General features: G+C 66.3%; 16 protein-coding genes. 10 read left to right on the top strand and 6 right to left on the bottom strand.

The features are described from left to right. Positions 1-98: 98 nt before the first annotated feature. From ACE3TH_RS11840 to ACE3TH_RS11830, 3 genes are all read left to right on the top strand, one after another. Positions 99-2,267, top strand: coding sequence for a TonB-dependent receptor plug domain-containing protein (locus ACE3TH_RS11840; protein ID WP_374599893.1), 2,169 nt, complete (start codon positions 99-101; stop codon positions 2,265-2,267). A gap of 344 nt (positions 2,268-2,611) precedes the next feature. Continuing rightward, positions 2,612-4,045, top strand: coding sequence for a dihydrolipoyl dehydrogenase (gene lpdA, locus ACE3TH_RS11835; RefSeq protein ID WP_374599897.1), 1,434 nt, complete (start codon positions 2,612-2,614; stop codon positions 4,043-4,045). Between the two features lie 3 nt (positions 4,046-4,048). After that, the gene (locus tag ACE3TH_RS11830; protein ID WP_374599891.1) at positions 4,049-4,840 is read left to right on the top strand and encodes an SDR family oxidoreductase; all 792 of its coding nucleotides are present in this window, start codon (positions 4,049-4,051) and stop codon (positions 4,838-4,840) included. A 6-nt stretch (positions 4,841-4,846) separates the two neighbouring features. Here ACE3TH_RS11830 and ACE3TH_RS11825 read toward each other — a convergent pair whose 3' ends face one another. From ACE3TH_RS11825 to fsa, 4 genes are all read right to left on the bottom strand, one after another. Then, on the bottom strand, positions 4,847-5,845 hold the full coding sequence (locus ACE3TH_RS11825; RefSeq protein ID WP_374599889.1) for a retroviral-like aspartic protease family protein: 999 nt from the start codon (positions 5,843-5,845) through the stop codon (positions 4,847-4,849). Between the two features lie 76 nt (positions 5,846-5,921). Continuing rightward, positions 5,922-6,848, bottom strand: coding sequence for a tyrosine recombinase XerC (locus tag ACE3TH_RS11820; protein ID WP_374599887.1), 927 nt, complete (start codon positions 6,846-6,848; stop codon positions 5,922-5,924). Continuing rightward, a complete protein-coding gene (locus tag ACE3TH_RS11815; protein WP_374599886.1) occupies positions 6,845-7,546 on the bottom strand; it encodes a DUF484 family protein in 702 nt (233 codons plus the stop codon). The genes ACE3TH_RS11820 and ACE3TH_RS11815 overlap by 4 nt, the downstream gene beginning before the upstream one ends. A gap of 21 nt (positions 7,547-7,567) precedes the next feature. Next, complete coding sequence (fsa, locus tag ACE3TH_RS11810; RefSeq protein ID WP_374599884.1) at positions 7,568-8,221, bottom strand: fructose-6-phosphate aldolase; 654 nt, start codon at positions 8,219-8,221, stop codon at positions 7,568-7,570. 153 nt (positions 8,222-8,374) lie between these two features. Here fsa and ACE3TH_RS11805 point away from each other — a divergent pair, with 153 nt between their 5' ends. Then, a complete protein-coding gene (locus tag ACE3TH_RS11805; protein ID WP_374599882.1) occupies positions 8,375-10,552 on the top strand; it encodes a primosomal protein N' in 2,178 nt (725 codons plus the stop codon). Between the two features lie 65 nt (positions 10,553-10,617). Here the strand turns inward: ACE3TH_RS11805 and ACE3TH_RS11800 are convergent, their stop codons facing one another. After that, positions 10,618-11,451, bottom strand: coding sequence for a TerC family protein (locus tag ACE3TH_RS11800; RefSeq protein ID WP_374599881.1), 834 nt, complete (start codon positions 11,449-11,451; stop codon positions 10,618-10,620). 286 nt (positions 11,452-11,737) lie between these two features. On the opposite strand from ACE3TH_RS11800, the gene ACE3TH_RS11795 reads away from it, so the two are divergent. The 6 genes from ACE3TH_RS11795 to ACE3TH_RS11770 all read left to right on the top strand — a co-directional run bounded on the left by ACE3TH_RS11795 (position 11,738) and on the right by ACE3TH_RS11770 (position 17,140). After that, complete coding sequence (locus tag ACE3TH_RS11795; protein WP_374599879.1) at positions 11,738-12,292, top strand: F0F1 ATP synthase subunit delta; 555 nt, start codon at positions 11,738-11,740, stop codon at positions 12,290-12,292. 67 nt (positions 12,293-12,359) lie between these two features. Further along, on the top strand, positions 12,360-13,895 hold the full coding sequence (gene atpA / locus ACE3TH_RS11790) for a F0F1 ATP synthase subunit alpha (RefSeq protein WP_374599877.1): 1,536 nt from the start codon (positions 12,360-12,362) through the stop codon (positions 13,893-13,895). Between the two features lie 30 nt (positions 13,896-13,925). Further along, on the top strand, positions 13,926-14,804 hold the full coding sequence (locus ACE3TH_RS11785; protein WP_374599875.1) for a F0F1 ATP synthase subunit gamma: 879 nt from the start codon (positions 13,926-13,928) through the stop codon (positions 14,802-14,804). A 46-nt stretch (positions 14,805-14,850) separates the two neighbouring features. After that, the gene (gene atpD / locus ACE3TH_RS11780) at positions 14,851-16,395 is read left to right on the top strand and encodes a F0F1 ATP synthase subunit beta (RefSeq protein ID WP_374599873.1); all 1,545 of its coding nucleotides are present in this window, start codon (positions 14,851-14,853) and stop codon (positions 16,393-16,395) included. A 3-nt stretch (positions 16,396-16,398) separates the two neighbouring features. Next, positions 16,399-16,668, top strand: coding sequence for an ATP synthase F1 subunit epsilon (locus tag ACE3TH_RS11775; protein ID WP_374599872.1), 270 nt, complete (start codon positions 16,399-16,401; stop codon positions 16,666-16,668). 148 nt (positions 16,669-16,816) lie between these two features. Continuing rightward, positions 16,817-17,140 (top strand): multidrug efflux SMR transporter, encoded by a 324-nt coding sequence (locus ACE3TH_RS11770; protein WP_296167007.1) that lies wholly within the window; start codon positions 16,817-16,819, stop codon positions 17,138-17,140. Positions 17,141-17,166: 26 nt separating this feature from the next. Here ACE3TH_RS11770 and ACE3TH_RS11765 read toward each other — a convergent pair whose 3' ends face one another. Beyond that, positions 17,167-17,637 carry an RNA pyrophosphohydrolase gene (locus ACE3TH_RS11765; protein ID WP_374599870.1) on the bottom strand — a complete coding sequence of 157 codons (471 nt, stop codon included), beginning with the start codon at positions 17,635-17,637 and terminating at the stop codon, positions 17,167-17,169. Positions 17,638-17,692 lie beyond the last annotated feature (55 nt).

Raw genomic sequence — 17,692 nt, 5'->3', positions numbered from 1 at the left:
CGGCCTCGTTCTCCCGCAGGATCCCGATGATCTGCTCTTCCGTGAATCTCGCTCGTTTCATTCCGTCCGTCCTTTCAAGGGCCGGACTCTAGCTCCACGTGGAGGAAATTCTCAGGGGCACGTCACCGACGCTGTCCTATGACCTGGAGTATTTCCAGCGGTTCGAGCCGCTGACCGCTGGTGACGCGCTGAAGCGCGTGCCGTCGGTGACCTTCCTGTCCGACGTGCTGGAATCGGACGGCGTGCGCATCCGCGGCCTGGATTCGGCCTATACCCAGATCCTGATCAACGGCGAGCGGGTGCCCGGCGCCAATCTGGACCGCAGCTTCTTCGTCGACCGCATCCCCGCCGAGCTGATCGAGCGGGTCGAGGTGGTGCGCTCGTCCTCGGCCAACCGGTCGGGCGATGCGGTGGCGGGAGCCATCAACATCGTGCTGCGCGACGCCCTGGCGCTGGACGGCGGCTATCTGCGTCTGGGGGCCATCAACTTCCCCGACAGCGAATACGGCCAATGGGGCGGTACCTATGGCGCGGTCTGGGGCGGACAGGTCGGACCGGGCCGCCTGCTGATCGGGGGCAACATCCAGGACCGCCGCAACCCCAAGGACAAGTTCAGCCAGCGTTTCGACGAGCCCGGCGGCGAACTGGACAACACCGAGGTCCAGACCGACGTGCGCGACGGCACCGACTATTCCGCCAACGCCTCCTATGACGTGGAGGTCGCGGGCGGCAATCTGCAGCTCAGCGGCCTGTTCGTGCGCACGGACCGGGTCCAGGACGAGAACTCGATCGAATATATCGAGGGCATCGAGACCGCCGCCAACATCGACACCATCAACGCCAATCCCCTGGACATCCAGACCGACAACTGGGCCGTCAACAGCCGATACGAGCGCGAGATGCTGGGCGGCGAGACGACCTTCCGTCTGGGCTATGCCGCCATCGACGACCAGCAAGTCGAAAGCGAAACCGAATTCGCGGTCGAGGACGAGGTGATCGAGGGCGAGATCACCCGCACCGACATCACCGACGAGGAAATCCAGGCGGGGCTAGAGCACAAGCTGGATCTGAACGGCATGGAACTGGAGTTCGGCGTCCAGTACAGCGACAAGACCCGCGACACAGCCATCTTCGCAGCCGAAGCCGAAGCGGAGGGTGAAACTGCCTTCCGTCCCTTGCTGGCCAGCGAGTTCGGTGACTTCGAGGCGATTACCGGCGGCGTCAGCACCATCGAGGAAACCCGCATCGATCCCTATGTCATGCTGTCGGGCGAAACCGGCATCGTGAAGTGGGAAGCCGGCCTGCGCTATGAGACGACCGACACGACGATCATCGACGAGACGGTCGATGCTGACGAGCGCGTCAACGACAAGGATTATGGAATCCTGCTGCCCTCGGCCAGCGCGCGGTTCCAGCTGACGGAGAACGACCGGATCGTCGCCTCGGTCGCGCGCACGGTGCGTCGCCCGGACTTCAACTTCATCTCGCCGGCCCTGCTGGAAGGCGAATACGGCGACAACGACTTCCTCGGCAATCCGGACCTGGAGCCGGAAACGGCCTGGGGTATCGACTTCGGCTATGAGCGCCGTCTGGGCCGTCGCGGGGTGTTCGGTGTCAACGTCTTCTATCGCGACATCACTGATCTGATCGAACTGACCAACACCGGCGAATTCTCGGACGAGGCCATCGGCAACTATGAGGACGCACTCGAAGACGGCGCGACCCTCGAGGAGGCCGAGGAGGAACTGACGTCCTTCATCCTGACCGCTGAAAACGTCGGTGACGGTCAGGTCTGGGGGATCGAGTTCGACCTGTCGACGCCGCTGGACTTCATCGGCATGCCCAACACGGGTGTCTTCCTGAACTACTCCTGGCTGGACAGTTCGGTCGACGACTTCGCCGGAGAGCGCCGCTTCAACTCGCAGTCGGACTATGTCGTGAACGCCGGCTTCACCCACGACATCCCCAGCTGGGGGGCCGCCTTCGGGGCCACCTATCGCAAACAGGGCGATGCCGAGAGCCGTATCGTCGGCGAAGAGGTGCTGACCTCCTACGGTGCCGATCTGGAAGTCTTCGTCGAGAAGCGGATCGCCAGCAACATCGTGGTCCGGCTGACCGGCTCCAACCTGCTGGACAGTTCCAAGGACGAGGTGTTCGACAAGTTCGACACCATCGAGGACCAGATCGACCGAGACTACGACGAGTATGAGATCGAGACCGAGAAGGCCGGGCCGGTCTATCAGCTGGTCATGCGGGTGGCCTTCTAAGCCGCCACAAGCGCATCAAGGACGACAAGGGGCCGGGCGGAAACGTCTGGCCCTTTTGCGTATCCGCCCTTCCGGCGTTGCCGCAGGTGGGGCGGGTCCCCTATATGCAGGCGCGAACCCTCCCGCGTCCGGACACTCCGATCATGGCCCGCAAGACAGACACATCCGGCGGACTTCTGGGCGGCCTGCGGTCGATGCTGGGCGGCAAGCCCACCAAGGCTGTCGCCGAGACCGCACCCGAGCCGATCACCCTCAGCCCAGACCCGGCGGGCCATTTCCAGACGCCGGACACCCCGGACACGCCCGCGCCCCCTTCCGCGCCCGAACAGGACCAGAGCAAGCCCATGGCCGAAGCCGCCTCCCCCAGCCCCGCCACCGCGAAATCCTATGACGTCGTGATCATCGGCGGCGGGCCCGGCGGCTACAATGCCGCGATCCGGGCGGGCCAGCTGGGTCTCAGCGTTGCCTGTATCGAGATGCGCGAGACCCTGGGCGGCACCTGCCTGAACGTCGGCTGCATGCCTTCCAAGGCGATGCTGCATGCCTCGGAGCTGTTCGAGGCGGCGACCAAGGAGTTTCCGACCCTCGGCATCGAGATCGGCACGCCCAAGATCAATGTCGATCAGCTGCAAAAGCAGAAGCAGGACAGCGTCACCGCCCTGACCAAAGGCATCGAATTCCTGTTCAAGAAGAACAAGGCGGACTGGGTCAAGGGCCGGGGCCGGATCACGGGACCCGGTCAGGTCGAGGTCGAGGCGGCCGATGGATCGAAGACGACCCTGACCGCCAAGGACATCGTCATCGCCACGGGTTCCGAACCGACGCCCCTGCCCGGCGTGGACTTCATCGAGGGTAAGGTGGTCGACTCCACCGGGGCCCTGGCCCTGCCCGCCGTGCCCAAGACCATGATCGTGGTCGGGGCCGGCATTATCGGGCTGGAGCTCGGCTCGGTCTGGCGGCGTCTTGGCGCTCAGGTGACGGTGGTCGAATATCTGCCGCGCATCACGCCGGGCATGGACTCGGACGTTGCGACGGCCTTCCAGCGCGTGCTGACCAAACAGGGCATGACCTTCAAGCTGGGCTCCAAGGTCACGGCCGCGAAGTCGGTCAAGGAAGGGGTCGAGCTGACCGTCGAGCCGGCTGCGGGCGGCGAGGCCGAGACGCTGAAGGCCGATGTCGTGCTGGTGGCCATCGGGCGGCGACCCTACACCCAGGGCCTGGGGCTGGAGACGGTCGGGATCGAGCCGGACAAGCGCGGCTTCGTCACCCAGGATCATCTGAAGACGGGGGCCAAGGGCGTGTGGGTCATCGGCGACGTCACCAACGGCCCCATGCTGGCGCACAAGGCCGAGGAGGACGCCGTCGCCGTGATCGAGCTGATCGCGGGCAAGGCCGGTCACGTCGACTACGACATGGTCCCCAGCGTGGTCTACACCTTCCCGGAGGTCGCCTGGGTCGGCAAGACCGAGGACCAGCTGAAGGCCGACGGCGTCGCCTACAAGGTCGGAAAATTCCCCTTCACGGCCAACAGCCGCGCCAAGATCAATCACGAGACCGACGGCTATGCCAAGGTCCTGGCCGATGCCACGACGGACCGGATTCTGGGCGTTCACATCATGGGTCCGCAGGCCGGCGAAATGATCCACGAGGCCTGCGTCGCCATGGCCTTTGGCGGTGCGTCCGAGGACATCGCCCGCATCTGCCACGCCCACCCGACCCGCTCCGAAGCCGTCAAACAGGCGGCCATGGGCGTCGAGGGCTGGACCATGCAGGCCTGATCGATGGACCTGAGGCTCAGCGGCAAGCGCGCCCTGATCTGCGGCGGGTCCAGCGGTCTGGGCCGCGCCGTGGCGACGGCGCTGGTGGCCGAGGGGGCGCATGTGGCGTTGCTGTCGCGCGATGCCGCGAAGCTGCAAGGTGTCGCGGATGAGTTGAACGCAACGGGACCGGGAAGGGCCGTCATCGCGCCCGCCGACCTGTCGGATCATGCGTCCATGCTGGCCGCGGTCGACGTCGCAGAGGCGGCGCTGGGTGGGCCGATCGAAATATTGCTGAACAACACCGGCGGGCCGCCGCCGTCGGGCGTGTCAGGGCTGGAGCCCGACCTGTGGCGCGCCCAGTTCGAGGCGATGGTGTTGTCGATTTTTCGCCTGACCGACCGGGTCCTGCCGGGGATGAAGGCCATGGGCTGGGGCCGCATCCTGAACGTCGCGTCGATCACCGTGGTCGAGCCGGTAGCGTCGCTGGGCGTGTCCAACACCCTGCGGGCCTCGATCACGGCCTGGGCCAAGACGCTGGCCGGCGAGGTCGCGCCGCACGGGATCACGGTCAACACCCTGCTGCCCGGCCGCATCGATACGCCCCGCATCGAGCGGCTGGACGCGGCGCGGGCGGCCGCTAACGGCATCACGCCCGAACAGGCCCGGGCCGAGGCCGCCGCCAGCATACCCGTCGGCCGCCTGGGCACGCCGGAGGAGTTCGGCGCGGCCGCCGCCTTTCTGGCCAGCCCGCAGGCGGCCTATGTCACCGGTTCGCTGATCCGGCTGGACGGTGGGGCGGTAAAGGCCATCTAGGACTTTTCAGCCGGGCAGGGCACCAAGAGGAGCCGAGGGGGGACGAACCCCTTCGAAGACAACGCTGTTTGCTGCAAAATCCAGAACGATGTTTCGGAACCGACCAAGCAGGTCGGCCCCGATCAGCAGAGCCGGACGCTGTGACAAACCCAAGGTTTCAAAACAATGCAGGTCCGCAAACAGCAGGGTGGTCGGGCCGAGGCGGTGCGAACCCAACCTCAGATCATCTATTCGAGACAACCTGGCGTCCAGACTCTGTCCCGTCACGCCCAGCACGGGTACCGAACGGCTGGTGCCCAAGCTCCGAGATCGCTTATTGTCGATCGCACGACTCAACGCCTCGTTACCAATCGAATACTGCGCTCCGCTGTCTACGAACGCAGCAGTGGGCTGACCGCTCACTCTCAGATTACTCATGATCAGCTGGCCGAAACGTCCGCGTGCCGAGCGGACGCTGTCTCGGATCACGTGTGAACCGATATTCTCCGTTCCGCCGCTTATGATCCGCACCCCGCGATGGGTCAGGCTGGCTTGCTGACGCACTGTATCGAAGCTTAGGCGGAACCGTCCGAGAATATCCAGTCCTACAAGCCCGTCGGCTCCGAGCTGTTCGTGGGGCAGGACCGGGCAGCGCAAGTTTCTGGCGGGTACACTGCGAAGACTCAGTCTCTCCACAATGACGCTAGGGGTCATCGTCGCGCTGGCTATGCCGTGGACCAACAGGGGGGGCTGCTCCGGGAGGTTGAGGCCTTCTGCCAGAAGGTCGGACACGGCTGAAGTCGCGGAGCCCGTATCGATCACGAAGCTGAAGGGGCCTTGGCCATTGATCATGACGTTGGCTGCGACGCGCGTGAAAAGATTGGGTGTCAGATCGAGGTCGGGAATGGGCTCGGCAGTTGGTGCCGGGGAGCCCGTAACCTGCGCCTTGGCAGCGGGGGACAAAAGGCTGGTTCCCAGTGCCAACAACAACGCGCGGCGTTCAACGAGCGGGACACTGCTTCGCATTCTCACCACCCCCTTAGTTCCTTCGGAAAAGCAGGATGCGCCCATATTCTTAGTCTGACGAGTCTACAGCCTGGCGTCAGGCGCGAGGATGGGCAGCGGCATATGTGGCGAGCAAATGGGCGGCATCCACCGCCGTATATTTCTGGGTCGTGGACAGGCTGGCGTGGCCTAGCAGTTCCTGGATGGAGCGCAGGTCGGCCCCGGCCCCCAGCAGGTGGGTGGCGAAACTGTGGCGCAGCGCATGCGGCGTGGTGCTGGCGGGCAGGCCGAGGCGGCCGCGAAGGTGCTGGACGGTGGCCTGGACATGGCGGGGGCTCAGGGGACCACCGCGTCGGGCTCGGAACAGGGGTTCGTCCGGCAACAGGGCGAACGGCAGCAGCGCCAGATAGTCGTCTACGGCTGCGCGGACGGCGGGCAGGACCGGGGCGATCCGGGTCTTGCCGCCCTTGCCGGCGATGCGTAGCGTCTCACGTAGCGGGGCGTCGGCCCGGGTCAGCGACAGGCCCTCGGAAATCCGCAGTCCGCAGCCGTAGAGCAGGGTCAGGACGGCGCGGTCGCGGGCCGCTTCCCACGGGGAAGCATCGGGATCGGCCTGAGGTTCTTCAAGCAGGCCGCGCACCTGATCCTCGCTGACCGGGCGCGGCAGAGAGGGCTTGATGCGAGGCCCGCGGACCAGCGTCAGTTGCGGGGCGGGTATGGCGCAGCGGCGATCCAGAAAGGCGTGGAAGGCGCGGATGGCGGACAGGGTTTGGCTGATGGAGCGGGCGGCCAGGCCGGAGCGATCGGAGCCGTCGCCCGCGCGGCGCTCGGCCAGATGGGCGCGGACCTCTGCGGCGCTGACGGTTCCCAGATCGGCCAGCGACAGTGTTTCTCCACGATGCCGCTCCAGAAAGGCGACGTACAGCCGCCCGATGTGGCCATAAGCTTCCAGCGTGCGGGCCGAAAGGCGACGCTCGTGCGCTAGATGCTCCAGCCAAGCGGACAGAGCGTTGGCGGCTGTCATCCCAGCAGGGGCCAGCGCTCGGCGGTGCGTTCGACCACACGGGCGATGAAGGCCACCAGCTCGCAGCCCATGGTGGCGGTGAAGCCGTCTTCCTCGGGCGAGCCGAAGGCGCACAGGGCGGGACGGGCGACCGTCTCGGCACCCGGAAACTGCGGGGCCATGCGGATCAGAGCGACGGAGCGGACCTGATCCTCGGCCGCGCCAAACAGGTTCAACCCCTCGAAGTTGGGCCCCAGCCAGGTCAGGCCGTGATCGCCCAGCAGGGCATCGACCCGACCCTCGTCCAGGGCACGCCAGCCGAAAGGTACGGGGCCGGGCTTCTCGAGCGCCACGGCGGCGCCGCTGAGACCGAACCGCCCTTGCGCCACCGCATCCAGACGTCGGGCCAGATCGGACAGGTTGCGCGCCTCCAGCAGATCCAGCGCCGCGACATGGGTCTGGGTCTGGGCGGCGAAGTTGGCGCGGGCGATGCTCTCGATGCGTTTGCGCGCATCCGCCTCGCGCTCGGCAACCTCTTCCAGACGGGTCAGGGCGGCGCGGCCGAACTCCACGACATTGCGACCGTGGGTCTTCAGCCCGACCTCTTCCAGCAGGGATCGGTCATCCAGCAGGATCTGCGGATGGGCCTGAAGCCAGGCGCGGATTTCCGGCCAGTGCGGACCGGTGTCGTCGGCAGAGAGGTCAGGCAATACGCTCACAGACCTCTCCTCGGAGGCAGACTACAGGATCGACTGACCGGTCTTGCCCCAGTCCGCCAGGAAGGCATCAAGCCCCTTGTCGGTTAACGGGTGCTTGACCAGGGCCTTGAAAGTGTCGGCCGGCAGGGTCGCGGCGTCCGCTCCGGCGATGGCCGCGGCCGAGACATGGCCGGGATTGCGCAGGCTGGCGGCCAGGATTTCCGTCTCGAAGCCATGGGTGTCATACAGCACGCGGATCTCTTCCAGCAGGCCGATGCCGTCCGCGCCGTGGTCTTCCAGCCGCCCGACGAAGGGCGAGACGAAGGTGGCCCCTGCCTTGGCCGCCAGCATGGCCTGGGCGACGGAGAAGCACAGGGTGACGTTGGTCTTGATGCCCTTGTCGGAGAAGGTCCGGGCCGCGCGCAGCCCGTCCCAGGTCAGGGGCAGTTTGACCACGACATTGGGCGCGATGGCAGCCAGCTTGTCGCCTTCCTTGACCATGGTCTCATAGTCGGTCGCCACGGCCTCTGCGGAAATCGGCCCCTCGACCAGGGCGCAGATTTCGGCGATGACCTCTGCGATGTTGCGACCGGATTTGGCGATCAGCGAGGGATTGGTGGTGACGCCGTCCACCATGCCGGTGGGGACCATGTCCTTGATGACGGCGACGTCGGCTGTGTCGAGAAAGAGTTTCATGGGGTGGGTGTTTAGCGGGCCTCGCGGAGCGAGGCGAGCCAAATCCTCCCCCGTCGGGGGAGGGGGACCGCGAAGCGGTGGAGGGGGCCAGCCCCATCCACTGGTGCCTGTGATTGCCCCTTCCACCACCCTTCGGGTGGTCCCCCTCCCCCGATGGGGGAGGAACAGGTGAAAGTGGCCTCTGTCCTCATTCCCCTGCCGGTACGCGAAGCCTTCGACTATGAGGTGCCCGAGGGCATCGACGTCGTGCGCGGCGATCAGGTGGCGGTGCCGCTGGGGCCGCGACTGATGCGCGGCATCGTGGTCGAGGCACGCGAGACGACCGGGTCGAACCGGCGACTGAAGGCCATCGATCATCGCATCGACGATCCGCGCCTGCCCGAACGGACCGTGGACTTCGTCGAATGGGCCGGGCGCTGGACGCTGAGCGCGCCGGGTGAGATGGCGGCGACGGCGCTGAAAGGGCTGCGGGCCCCCCGTCCCCGGCCCGAGCGGCGGGTGCGGCGTGTTGGTGAGGCTGTCCCTGCGCGACCGACGGCGGCGCGGACGGCGGTTCTGGAGGCGCTGGGCCAGCGGGCTGTGACGGGAGCCGATCTGGCTAGGGCGGCCGGCGTGTCCTCGGGTGTGGTGAAGGGCCTGGTCGATGAAGGCGTGCTGGAGATCGTCGAGATCGAGGCCGTCGCCGCCTTCGACGCGCCCGATCCCGACCATGCGCCGTCGGACCTGAACGCGGACCAGGCGGCGGCGGCGCAGGCGATCGGGGATGCGGTGACGCGCGGCGGGTTCGCGCCCTTCCTGCTGGATGGCATCACCGGCTCGGGCAAGACCGAGGCCTATCTGGAGGCGGCGGCGCAGGCGCTGAAGGCCGATCCGACGGCGCAGATCCTGATCCTGCTGCCCGAGATCGCCCTGACCCAGGCCCTGATCGAGCGGATCACGGCCCGGTTCGGCAACGCGCCCGCCGAATGGCATTCCGGGGTCGCCCCGCCGCGTCGGCGTCAGGTCTGGGAGGCAGTGGTGGCGGGGCGCTGCAACATTGTGGTCGGGGCGCGGTCGGCCCTGTTTCTGCCCTTTGTCAATCTGCGGCTGCTAGTCGTGGACGAGGAGCACGACGGCTCATTCAAACAGGACGAAGGGCTGATCTATCATGGGCGCGATCTGGCCGTGGCGCGGGCGCGGATCGAGGGGGCGACGGTGGTCCTGGCCTCGGCCACCCCGTCGCTGGAGACACTTTGGAACGCGCGGCAAGGTCGCTATGGCTGGCTGAGGCTGGAGCGGCGGCACGGGGCGGCGGTACTGCCCGACATCGCTTTGCTGGACCTGCGCGCCGCCCCGCCCGATCCCCAGACCTGGCTGTCCGCGCCCTTGCGCGAAGTACTGGGCGAGACTTTTGCGCGCGGTGAACAGAGCCTCCTGTTTCTGAACCGGCGGGGCTATGCGCCCGTGGTGCTGTGCCGGGTCTGCGGGCACCGGATGACGGCACCGGATACCGACAGCTGGCTGGTCGAGCATCGCTATACAGGGCGGCTGGTCTGTCACCTGACCGGGTTTTCAATGATGCGGCCCAGGACCTGTCCGTCGTGCGGGGCGGAGGACAGCCTCGTTTCCGTCGGGCCCGGCGTCGAGCGGGTCGAGGAGGAGGTGCGCCAGCTGTTTCCCCAGGCGAGGACGGCAGTCTTCAGTTCCGACACCACGCCGGATGCGCGCTCGGCACGTGCCCTGATCCAGTCGATGCAGGACGGCCAGATCGACATTCTGGTGGCGACCCAGGCGGCGGCCAAGGGACACAACTTTCCCAATTTGACCCTGGTCGGGGTGGTGGATGCGGACTTGGGCCTGCGCGGCGGCGACCTGAGGGCGGCGGAGCGAACGTTCCAGCTTCTCAGCCAGGCCACAGGCCGGGCGGGCCGCGCCGACAAGCCGGGCCGGGCCCTGCTGCAGACGTGGACGCCCGAGCATCCGGTACTGATGGCGCTTGCGGCAGGCGACCGCGACGCCTTCGTCGAGGCGGAGCTGGCCGAGCGCGAGGCCGGGTCATTGCCACCGCATGGGCGACTGGCGGCGATTATCCTGTCCAGCGAGAACCCGCAGGCCGTCGAGAAGGTCGCCCGCGACCTCGCCGAAAACATTCCCAATGCCGAGCGGCTGGAGGTCTATGGCCCCGCCGATGCGCCCCTCGCCCTGGTGCGGGGCCGCCGCCGCAAGCGGCTGCTGGTCCGTGCCGACCGCGATGTGGACCTGCAGGGATTTCTGCGGGCCTGGCTGGCGCGGGTGAAGGTGCCGGGGTCAGTCAGGCTGTCCGTGGACGTGGACCCCTATAGCTTCTTGTAAGGGCGCTACCGCTCGCCGCACGGCGGCTCACTGCTTGAGCGCAGGGCCGCCGTCGGTCTTGAGGATTAGTGCGTCGGGTCGGCCGCGGCTTCGGCCTCGGCGGCTTGGGCGCGGGCTTCGGCGGCATTGGCTTCGGCGCGGGCGCGTTCGGCCTTCTGCTTCTTGGTGGCCGAGGAGCGGCTGAGCATGTTCAGCGCCTCGACGCCGGCCGAGAAGGCCATGGCGGCATAGATGTAGCCCTTGGGCACGTGATAGCCGAAGCCGTCGGCGATCAGCACCATGCCGATCATGATCAGGAAGCCCAGGGCCAGCATGACCACGGTCGGGTTCTTGTTGATGAAGTTGGCAAGGGGATCGGCGGCCAGCAGCATGACGGTCACGGCGGCCAGCACGGCCACGACCATGATCGGCAGGTGCTCGGTCATGCCCACGGCGGTCAGGATCGAGTCGATCGAGAAGACCAGGTCCAGCAGGATGATCTGGAAGATGGCGGCGCCGGCGTTGTTGATGACGACGGCCTTCTTGTCGAGCACCTCGTGCTCGGATGGGGTCGGGTCGACGGCGTGGTGGATTTCCTTGGTGGCCTTCCAGACCAGGAACAGGCCGCCCGCGATCAGGATCAGATCCTTCCACGAGAACTCGTTGCCCATGACGGTGAAGACCGGCTGGATCAGGCCGACCAGCCAGGCGATGATCGACAGCAGGGCCAGACGCATGACCAGGGCCAGGCCGATACCGATGCGGCGCACGCGCTGGCGCTGATGTTCGGGCAGCTTGTTCGACAGGATCGAGATGAAGATCAGGTTGTCGATGCCCAGCACGACTTCCATGACGACGAGGGTGACCAGCGCCGCCCAGGCGGCGGGATCAGTGAGCAAGGGAACGATGCTGTCGAACATGAAGGGTCTGATTCCTGAGAGGGTGGCCGTCGTACGGTCGCGGCTCTGAATGCCCTCCATACAGTCTGGGTTGCACCTGCGGCAATGCGTCTGTGATTGTCGGGTGCGCGACCTGTCGCCTTGGTTGCGGCCTGCAAAAGCCCATGCTATCAGGCGCCCGGCTTGGAGGAGGCGTTTCTGACGAAACGGCTCTCGTCGTGCTTTCCATAAGTATATCAAGCCCTTGATCGACGCGAACGACGTGGTCGATCGCGACACAACATGCTTATCCGGACGGACAAGACCCTTGGCTGACGAATTCAGGACGACAGAAGTCGCAGAGCGCTATGCCCAGGCGCTGTTCGACCTCGCCGACGAAACCGGTGCGATCGACGCCGTGCGCGCCGACCTGAAGTCGCTGCGCGCCGCCTGGCACGAGAGCGTGGACCTGCGCCGCCTGGCCACTTCACCGGTGATCTCGGACGAGGACCAGCAAAAGGGTCTGGTCGCCATCGCCGACAAGGCGAAGTTCCACAAGACGACGCGCAACTTCCTGGGTCTGCTGGCCCAGAATGGTCGCGCAGGCGACCTGACCGGCGTCATCGCCGCCTATGAAGCGCTGTATGCCAAGAAGACCGGACTGGTCGCCGCCGAGATCGTCTCGGCCCAGCCGCTGACGGCGGCCCAGACCAAGTCCATCCAGACCGCCCTGCGCACGGCGCTGGGCAAGGATGCCGAAATGACCGCCCGCGTCGATCCGTCGATCCTGGGCGGATTGAAGGTCAAGGTCGGCTCGAAGCTGTTCGACGCCTCGCTGAAGACCAAGCTGGACCAGATGAAGTTCGCCCTGAAACGGGCCTAAGCCGCCAACCGATACCCGCGCGGCCCCGGTCGCGACGACACGAAGACGAAAGCCAGAGAGCCCGACCATGGACATCCGCGCTGCCGAGATTTCGGCCATCCTCAAGAGCCAGATCGCCAACTTCGGCGTCGAAGCCGACGTGTCCGACGTCGGCCAGGTCCTGTCGGTCGGCGACGGCATCGCCCGCATCCACGGTCTGGACAATGTCCAGGCCGGCGAGATGATCGAATTCCCCAAAGCCGGCGTGAAGGGCATGGCCCTGAACCTGGAGCGCGACAACGTCGGCGCCGTGATCTTCGGCCAGGACAACCAGATCGCCGAGGGCGACGAGGTCCGCCGTCTGGGCGAGATCGTGGATGTGCCGGTCGGCAAGGGTCTGCTGGGCCGCGTCGTCAATCCGCTGGGCGAACCGATCGACGGCAAGGGCCCGATCCAGTTCACCGAGCGTCGCCGCGTGGACGTCAAGGCCCCGGGCATCATCCCCCGCAAGTCGGTTCACGAGCCGATGCAGACCGGCCTGAAGGCGATCGACACCCTGATCCCCGTCGGTCGCGGCCAGCGCGAGCTGATCATCGGTGACCGTCAGGTCGGCAAGACCGCCGTGGCGATCGACACCATCCTGAACCAGAAATCGATCAACGTCGAAGGCGCGGCCGAAAGCGACAAGCTGTACTGCATCTATGTCGCCATCGGTCAGAAGCGTTCGACCGTGGCCCAGATCGTCAAGACGCTCGAAGAGCGCGGCGCCCTGGAATACACCATCGTGGTCGCATCGACGGCGTCCGAGCCCGCCCCGCTGCAGTTCCTGGCCCCGTTCGCCGGCACCGCCATGGGCGAGTTCTTCCGCGACAACGGCATGCACGCCCTGATCGTGTACGATGACCTGTCCAAGCAGGCTGTGGCCTATCGCCAGATGTCCCTGCTGCTGCGCCGTCCGCCGGGCCGCGAAGCCTATCCGGGCGACGTCTTCTATCTGCACAGCCGCCTGCTGGAGCGTTCGGCCAAGCTGAACGAGGACAATGGATCCGGCTCGATGACGGCCCTGCCGCTGATCGAAACCCAGGCCAACGACGTCTCGGCCTATATCCCCACCAACGTGATCTCGATCACCGACGGCCAGATCTTCCTGGAATCCGACCTGTTCTACCAGGGCATCCGCCCGGCCGTGAACGTCGGCATCTCGGTGTCGCGCGTGGGCTCCTCGGCCCAGATCAAGGCGATGAAACAGGTCGCCGGTTCGATCAAGGGCGAGCTGGCCCAGTATCGTGAGATGGCCGCCTTCGCCAAGTTTGGCTCGGACCTGGACGTCTCGACCCAGCGCCTGCTGGCCCGCGGTGCCCGCCTGACGGAGCTGCTGAAGCAGCCCCAGTACTCGCCCCTGACGGTCGAGGAGCAGGTGGTGTCCATCTATGCCGGTACGCGCGGCTATCTGGACGACATCGCCGTGGCCGACATCGGTCGCTTCGAGAGCGAACTGCTGGCCCGGATGCATTCGAACCACGCCGGCCTGCTGGACGCCATCCGCACGCAGAAGGCCCTGTCCAAGGACCTGGAAGCCGAGCTGAAGGCCGCCATCGAAGCCTTCGCCAAGACCTTCGCCTAACTGACCCCCGAGCTGAGAGAGTAGCGCCGGATGGCCAGCCTCAAGGAAATGCGCGATCGGATCGGAAGCGTCAAAGCGACGCAGAAGATCACGAAAGCCATGCAGATGGTCGCCGCGGCCAAGCTGAAACGCGCCCAGGACCAGGCCGAAAACGCCCGGCCCTATGCCACCAAGATGGCCTCGGTCATCGCCAATCTGGCCGCCGGTGTCTCCGGGGCCGATGCGCCGAAGCTGCTGGCGGGCACGGGCGGCGATCAGCGCCACCTGGTCGTCGTCGCCTCGGCGGACAAGGGTCTTGCGGGCGGTTTCTCGACCAACATCATCCGTGCCGCGCGCGAGCGCATCCGCAGCCTGATCGCCTCGGGCAAGGATGTGCGAATCGTCGCCGTCGGCAAAAAGTCGCGCGACCAGCTGACCCGCATGTTCGGCGACAAGGTGGTCCGTACCTTCGAGCTGAGCGAGCACAAGGTGCTGGGTCTGGCCGCCGCCCAGCCGGTCGCCCAGTTCATCGCCGACGCCTTCGAGAACGGCGAGGCCGATGTGGTCACCCTGTTCTACAGCCGCTTCCAGTCGGTCATCTCGCAGGTGCCGACCGCCAAACAGCTGATCCCCGCCGTGGTGGAAGGCGACGCCGCCCCCATCGACCTGAACGGCGCAGTCTATGAATACGAGCCCTCGGAAGAGGAGATTCTCGAGACCCTGCTGCCGCGCAACCTGACCACCCAGGTGCTGGCCGCCCTGTACGAAAACCAGGCGGGCTTCTTCGGCTCGCAGATGGCGGCGATGGACAATGCCACGCGCAATGCGGGCGACCTCATCAATGCCCTGACCCTGCAGTACAACCGCAAACGCCAGGCCCAGATCACCACCGAACTGATCGAGATCATCGCCGGCGCCGAAGCCCTCTGATCCCGATCCCGCTGACACAGACGTTATTCCGAACCGGAACCCTGCCATGACCGACACCATCGCCAAGACCCCCGCCCCGAAGAAGCCCGCCGCGCCTCGCAAGAAGGCCGGACCTGCTGCCGCCGCCCCCGTCGCCGCCGCCGGCACGGGCAAGATCGCCCAGGTCATCGGCGCTGTGGTCGACGTGGAGTTCGACGGTCACCTGCCGGCGATCCTGAACGCCCTGCACACTCAGAACGTCGACCAGAAGACGGGCGAGCCCTTCACCCTGGTTCTGGAAGTCGCCCAGCACCTGGGTGAGAACATGGTCCGCACCATCGCCATGGACACGACCGAGGGCCTGACCCGCGGCCAGCCCGTGACGGATACGGGTGGCTCCATCCTGGCCCCCGTCGGTCCCGGCACGCTCGGCCGCATCATGAACGTTGTCGGCCAGCCGATCGACGAGCAGGGTCCGATCAAGACCGAGATGTTCCGTCCGATCCACCGCGACGCCCCTTCGTTTGAAGAGCAGTCGACCTCGTCGGAAATTCTGGTCACTGGTATCAAGGTCATCGACCTGATGTGCCCCTACACCAAGGGCGGCAAGACGGGCCTCTTCGGCGGCGCCGGCGTGGGCAAGACCGTGACCATGCAGGAGCTGATCAACAACATCGCCAAGGCCTACGGCGGTTATTCGGTTCTGGCCGGCGTGGGTGAACGCACCCGCGAGGGCAACGACCTGTATCACGAGATGATCGAGTCCAATGTGAACGTGGACCCGACCAAGAACGGCGGCTCGACCGAAGGCTCCAAATGCGCCCTGGTCTACGGCCAGATGAACGAGCCCCCCGGTGCCCGCGCCCGCGTCGCCCTGACCGGTCTGGCCCAGGCCGAATACTTCCGCGACGAGGAAGGCAAGGACGTTCTGCTGTTCGTCGACAACATCTTCCGCTTCACCCAGGCCGGTTCGGAAATGTCGGCTCTGCTGGGCCGCATCCCCTCGGCCGTGGGCTATCAGCCGACGCTGGCCACCGAGATGGGCAACCTGCAGGAGCGCATCACCTCGACCAAGAAGGGCTCGATCACCTCGATCCAGGCCATCTACGTTCCCGCCGACGACCTGACCGACCCGGCCCCTGCCGCCTCCTTCGCCCACCTGGACGCCAAGACGGTTCTGAGCCGCGACATCGCCGCCCAGGCCATCTTCCCGGCCGTGGACCCGCTGGACTCGACCAGCCGGATCATGGACCCGCTGATCATCGGCGAAGAGCACTACAACGTCGCCCGTTCGGTCCAGGAAGTGCTGCAGTCCTACAAGGGTCTGAAGGACATCATCGCCATCCTGGGCATGGACGAGCTGTCGGAAGACGACAAGCTGGTCGTGGCCCGCGCCCGCAAGATCAGCCGCTTCCTGTCGCAGCCCTTCTTCGTGGCCGAGCAGTTCACCAACTCGCCCGGCAAGTTCGTCGAGCTGGCCGACACCATCCGCTCGTTCAAGGGCATCGTGGCCGGCGACTACGACCACCTGCCGGAAGCCGCCTTCTACATGGTCGGCACCATCGAGGAAGCCGTCGAAAAGGCCGCCAAGATGGCCGCCGAGGCCGCCTGATCCATGGCGGGCAAGCTCCACTTTTCGCTGGTGGCGCCTGAGCGCGAGGTCTTTTCCGGCCTCGTGGATCAGGTCGATGCGCCGGGCGTCGAAGGCGACTTCGGCGTCCTGGCGGACCACGCCCCCTTCATGACGGCCCTGCGCGAGGGCGTGGTGACGGTCATCGACGGCAATGCGCGTCGACAGTTCGACGTGCACGGCGGCTTTGCCGACGTCACGCCCGCGGGCCTGACCATCCTGGCCGAACAGGCCTCGGAAATCGGCAGCGTCTGATCGGTTGGCGGCGGGCCTTGACCTGCCGCTTCGCTGTCCCAGATTATACCTTCAAGACGAGGCCACGTCCTCGCCTCGCGTCGCGCTGATCCTGGCGACGCGGGACAAGCCCGGGACGGCCCGGCCCTTGTGAAGGAGGGCCGTGACCATGGCCTGGATTTATCTGCTCATCGCCGGACTGCTGGAAATCGTCTGGGCGTTTTCCATGAAACAGTCCGAAGGCTTCACCAGGCTGGGGCCCAGTCTGGTGACGCTGGTCGCCATGGTCGCAAGTTTCGGCCTGCTGTCGCTGTCGATGAAGACTTTGCCGCTCGGCACCGCCTATACGATCTGGACCGGCATCGGGGCGATCGGGGCGTTTGTGGTCGGCATCCTGTGGCTGAACGAGGGGGTGCATCCGATGCGGGTGGCGGCGGCGGGCTTGATCGTGGCCGGGCTGGTGCTGATGCGGCTGGCCCCGACCGGACATTGAATCCTTCTCCCGCAAAGGGAGAAGGGTCAGATCAGGCGCGCGAACGCTGCCACCACCTGCGTATAAACATCCCGCTTGAACGGCACGATCAGGTCCGGAGCCTCATCCAGTCGGCCCCAGCGCCAGGCGTCGAACTCGATCTCGTCGTGCCGGTCCAGATCGATCTCGGCCTCAGCGCCCGTGAAGCTATAGGCGAACCAGGCCTGTTTCTGGCCCTTCCAGCCCCGCGCCCGCTTGGTGCCCTCGAAATCGGCGGGAAAGTCATAGGCAATCCAGCCCTCGGTCCGGGCCAGATAGTCGATGGAGGTGACGCCCGTCTCCTCGGCCAGTTCGCGGCGGGCGGCGGTCTCCAGGTCCTCGCCGTCGTCCACGCCGCCTTGCGGGAACTGCCAGTTATAGGGCCCCACCTGCCCCGCACGCCGCCCATACCAGACCCGCCCGTCCGGATGGAACAGAACGACGCCGACGTTGGGGCGGTGATGGGGAAGATCGGTCATAGGGACGAGGTTGTAGGGATCAGGGACGAGGGAAGGAAGCCGATGCGACGTGAGA

Source organism: Brevundimonas sp. (assembly GCF_041919755.1).
Classification (GTDB): domain Bacteria; phylum Pseudomonadota; class Alphaproteobacteria; order Caulobacterales; family Caulobacteraceae; genus Brevundimonas.
The sequence above is the reverse complement of the archived record's forward strand: the minus strand, read 5'-3'. Positions and strand labels throughout refer to the sequence as shown.

Coding starts and splice junctions, on each gene's coding strand:
- ACE3TH_RS11800 (WP_374599881.1), bottom strand. CDS start 11,451: ATGTTCGACAGCATCGTTCCCTTGCTCACTGATCCCGCCGCCTGGGCG.
- ACE3TH_RS11805 (WP_374599882.1), top strand. CDS start 8,375: ATGGGGGAGGAACAGGTGAAAGTGGCCTCTGTCCTCATTCCCCTGCCG.
- atpD (WP_374599873.1), top strand. CDS start 14,851: ATGACCGACACCATCGCCAAGACCCCCGCCCCGAAGAAGCCCGCCGCG.
- ACE3TH_RS11770 (WP_296167007.1), top strand. CDS start 16,817: ATGGCCTGGATTTATCTGCTCATCGCCGGACTGCTGGAAATCGTCTGG.
- ACE3TH_RS11830 (WP_374599891.1), top strand. CDS start 4,049: ATGGACCTGAGGCTCAGCGGCAAGCGCGCCCTGATCTGCGGCGGGTCC.
- atpA (WP_374599877.1), top strand. CDS start 12,360: ATGGACATCCGCGCTGCCGAGATTTCGGCCATCCTCAAGAGCCAGATC.
- ACE3TH_RS11825 (WP_374599889.1), bottom strand. CDS start 5,845: ATGCGAAGCAGTGTCCCGCTCGTTGAACGCCGCGCGTTGTTGTTGGCA.
- fsa (WP_374599884.1), bottom strand. CDS start 8,221: ATGAAACTCTTTCTCGACACAGCCGACGTCGCCGTCATCAAGGACATG.
- ACE3TH_RS11775 (WP_374599872.1), top strand. CDS start 16,399: ATGGCGGGCAAGCTCCACTTTTCGCTGGTGGCGCCTGAGCGCGAGGTC.
- lpdA (WP_374599897.1), top strand. CDS start 2,612: ATGGCCGAAGCCGCCTCCCCCAGCCCCGCCACCGCGAAATCCTATGAC.
- ACE3TH_RS11820 (WP_374599887.1), bottom strand. CDS start 6,848: ATGACAGCCGCCAACGCTCTGTCCGCTTGGCTGGAGCATCTAGCGCAC.
- ACE3TH_RS11785 (WP_374599875.1), top strand. CDS start 13,926: ATGGCCAGCCTCAAGGAAATGCGCGATCGGATCGGAAGCGTCAAAGCG.
- ACE3TH_RS11765 (WP_374599870.1), bottom strand. CDS start 17,637: ATGACCGATCTTCCCCATCACCGCCCCAACGTCGGCGTCGTTCTGTTC.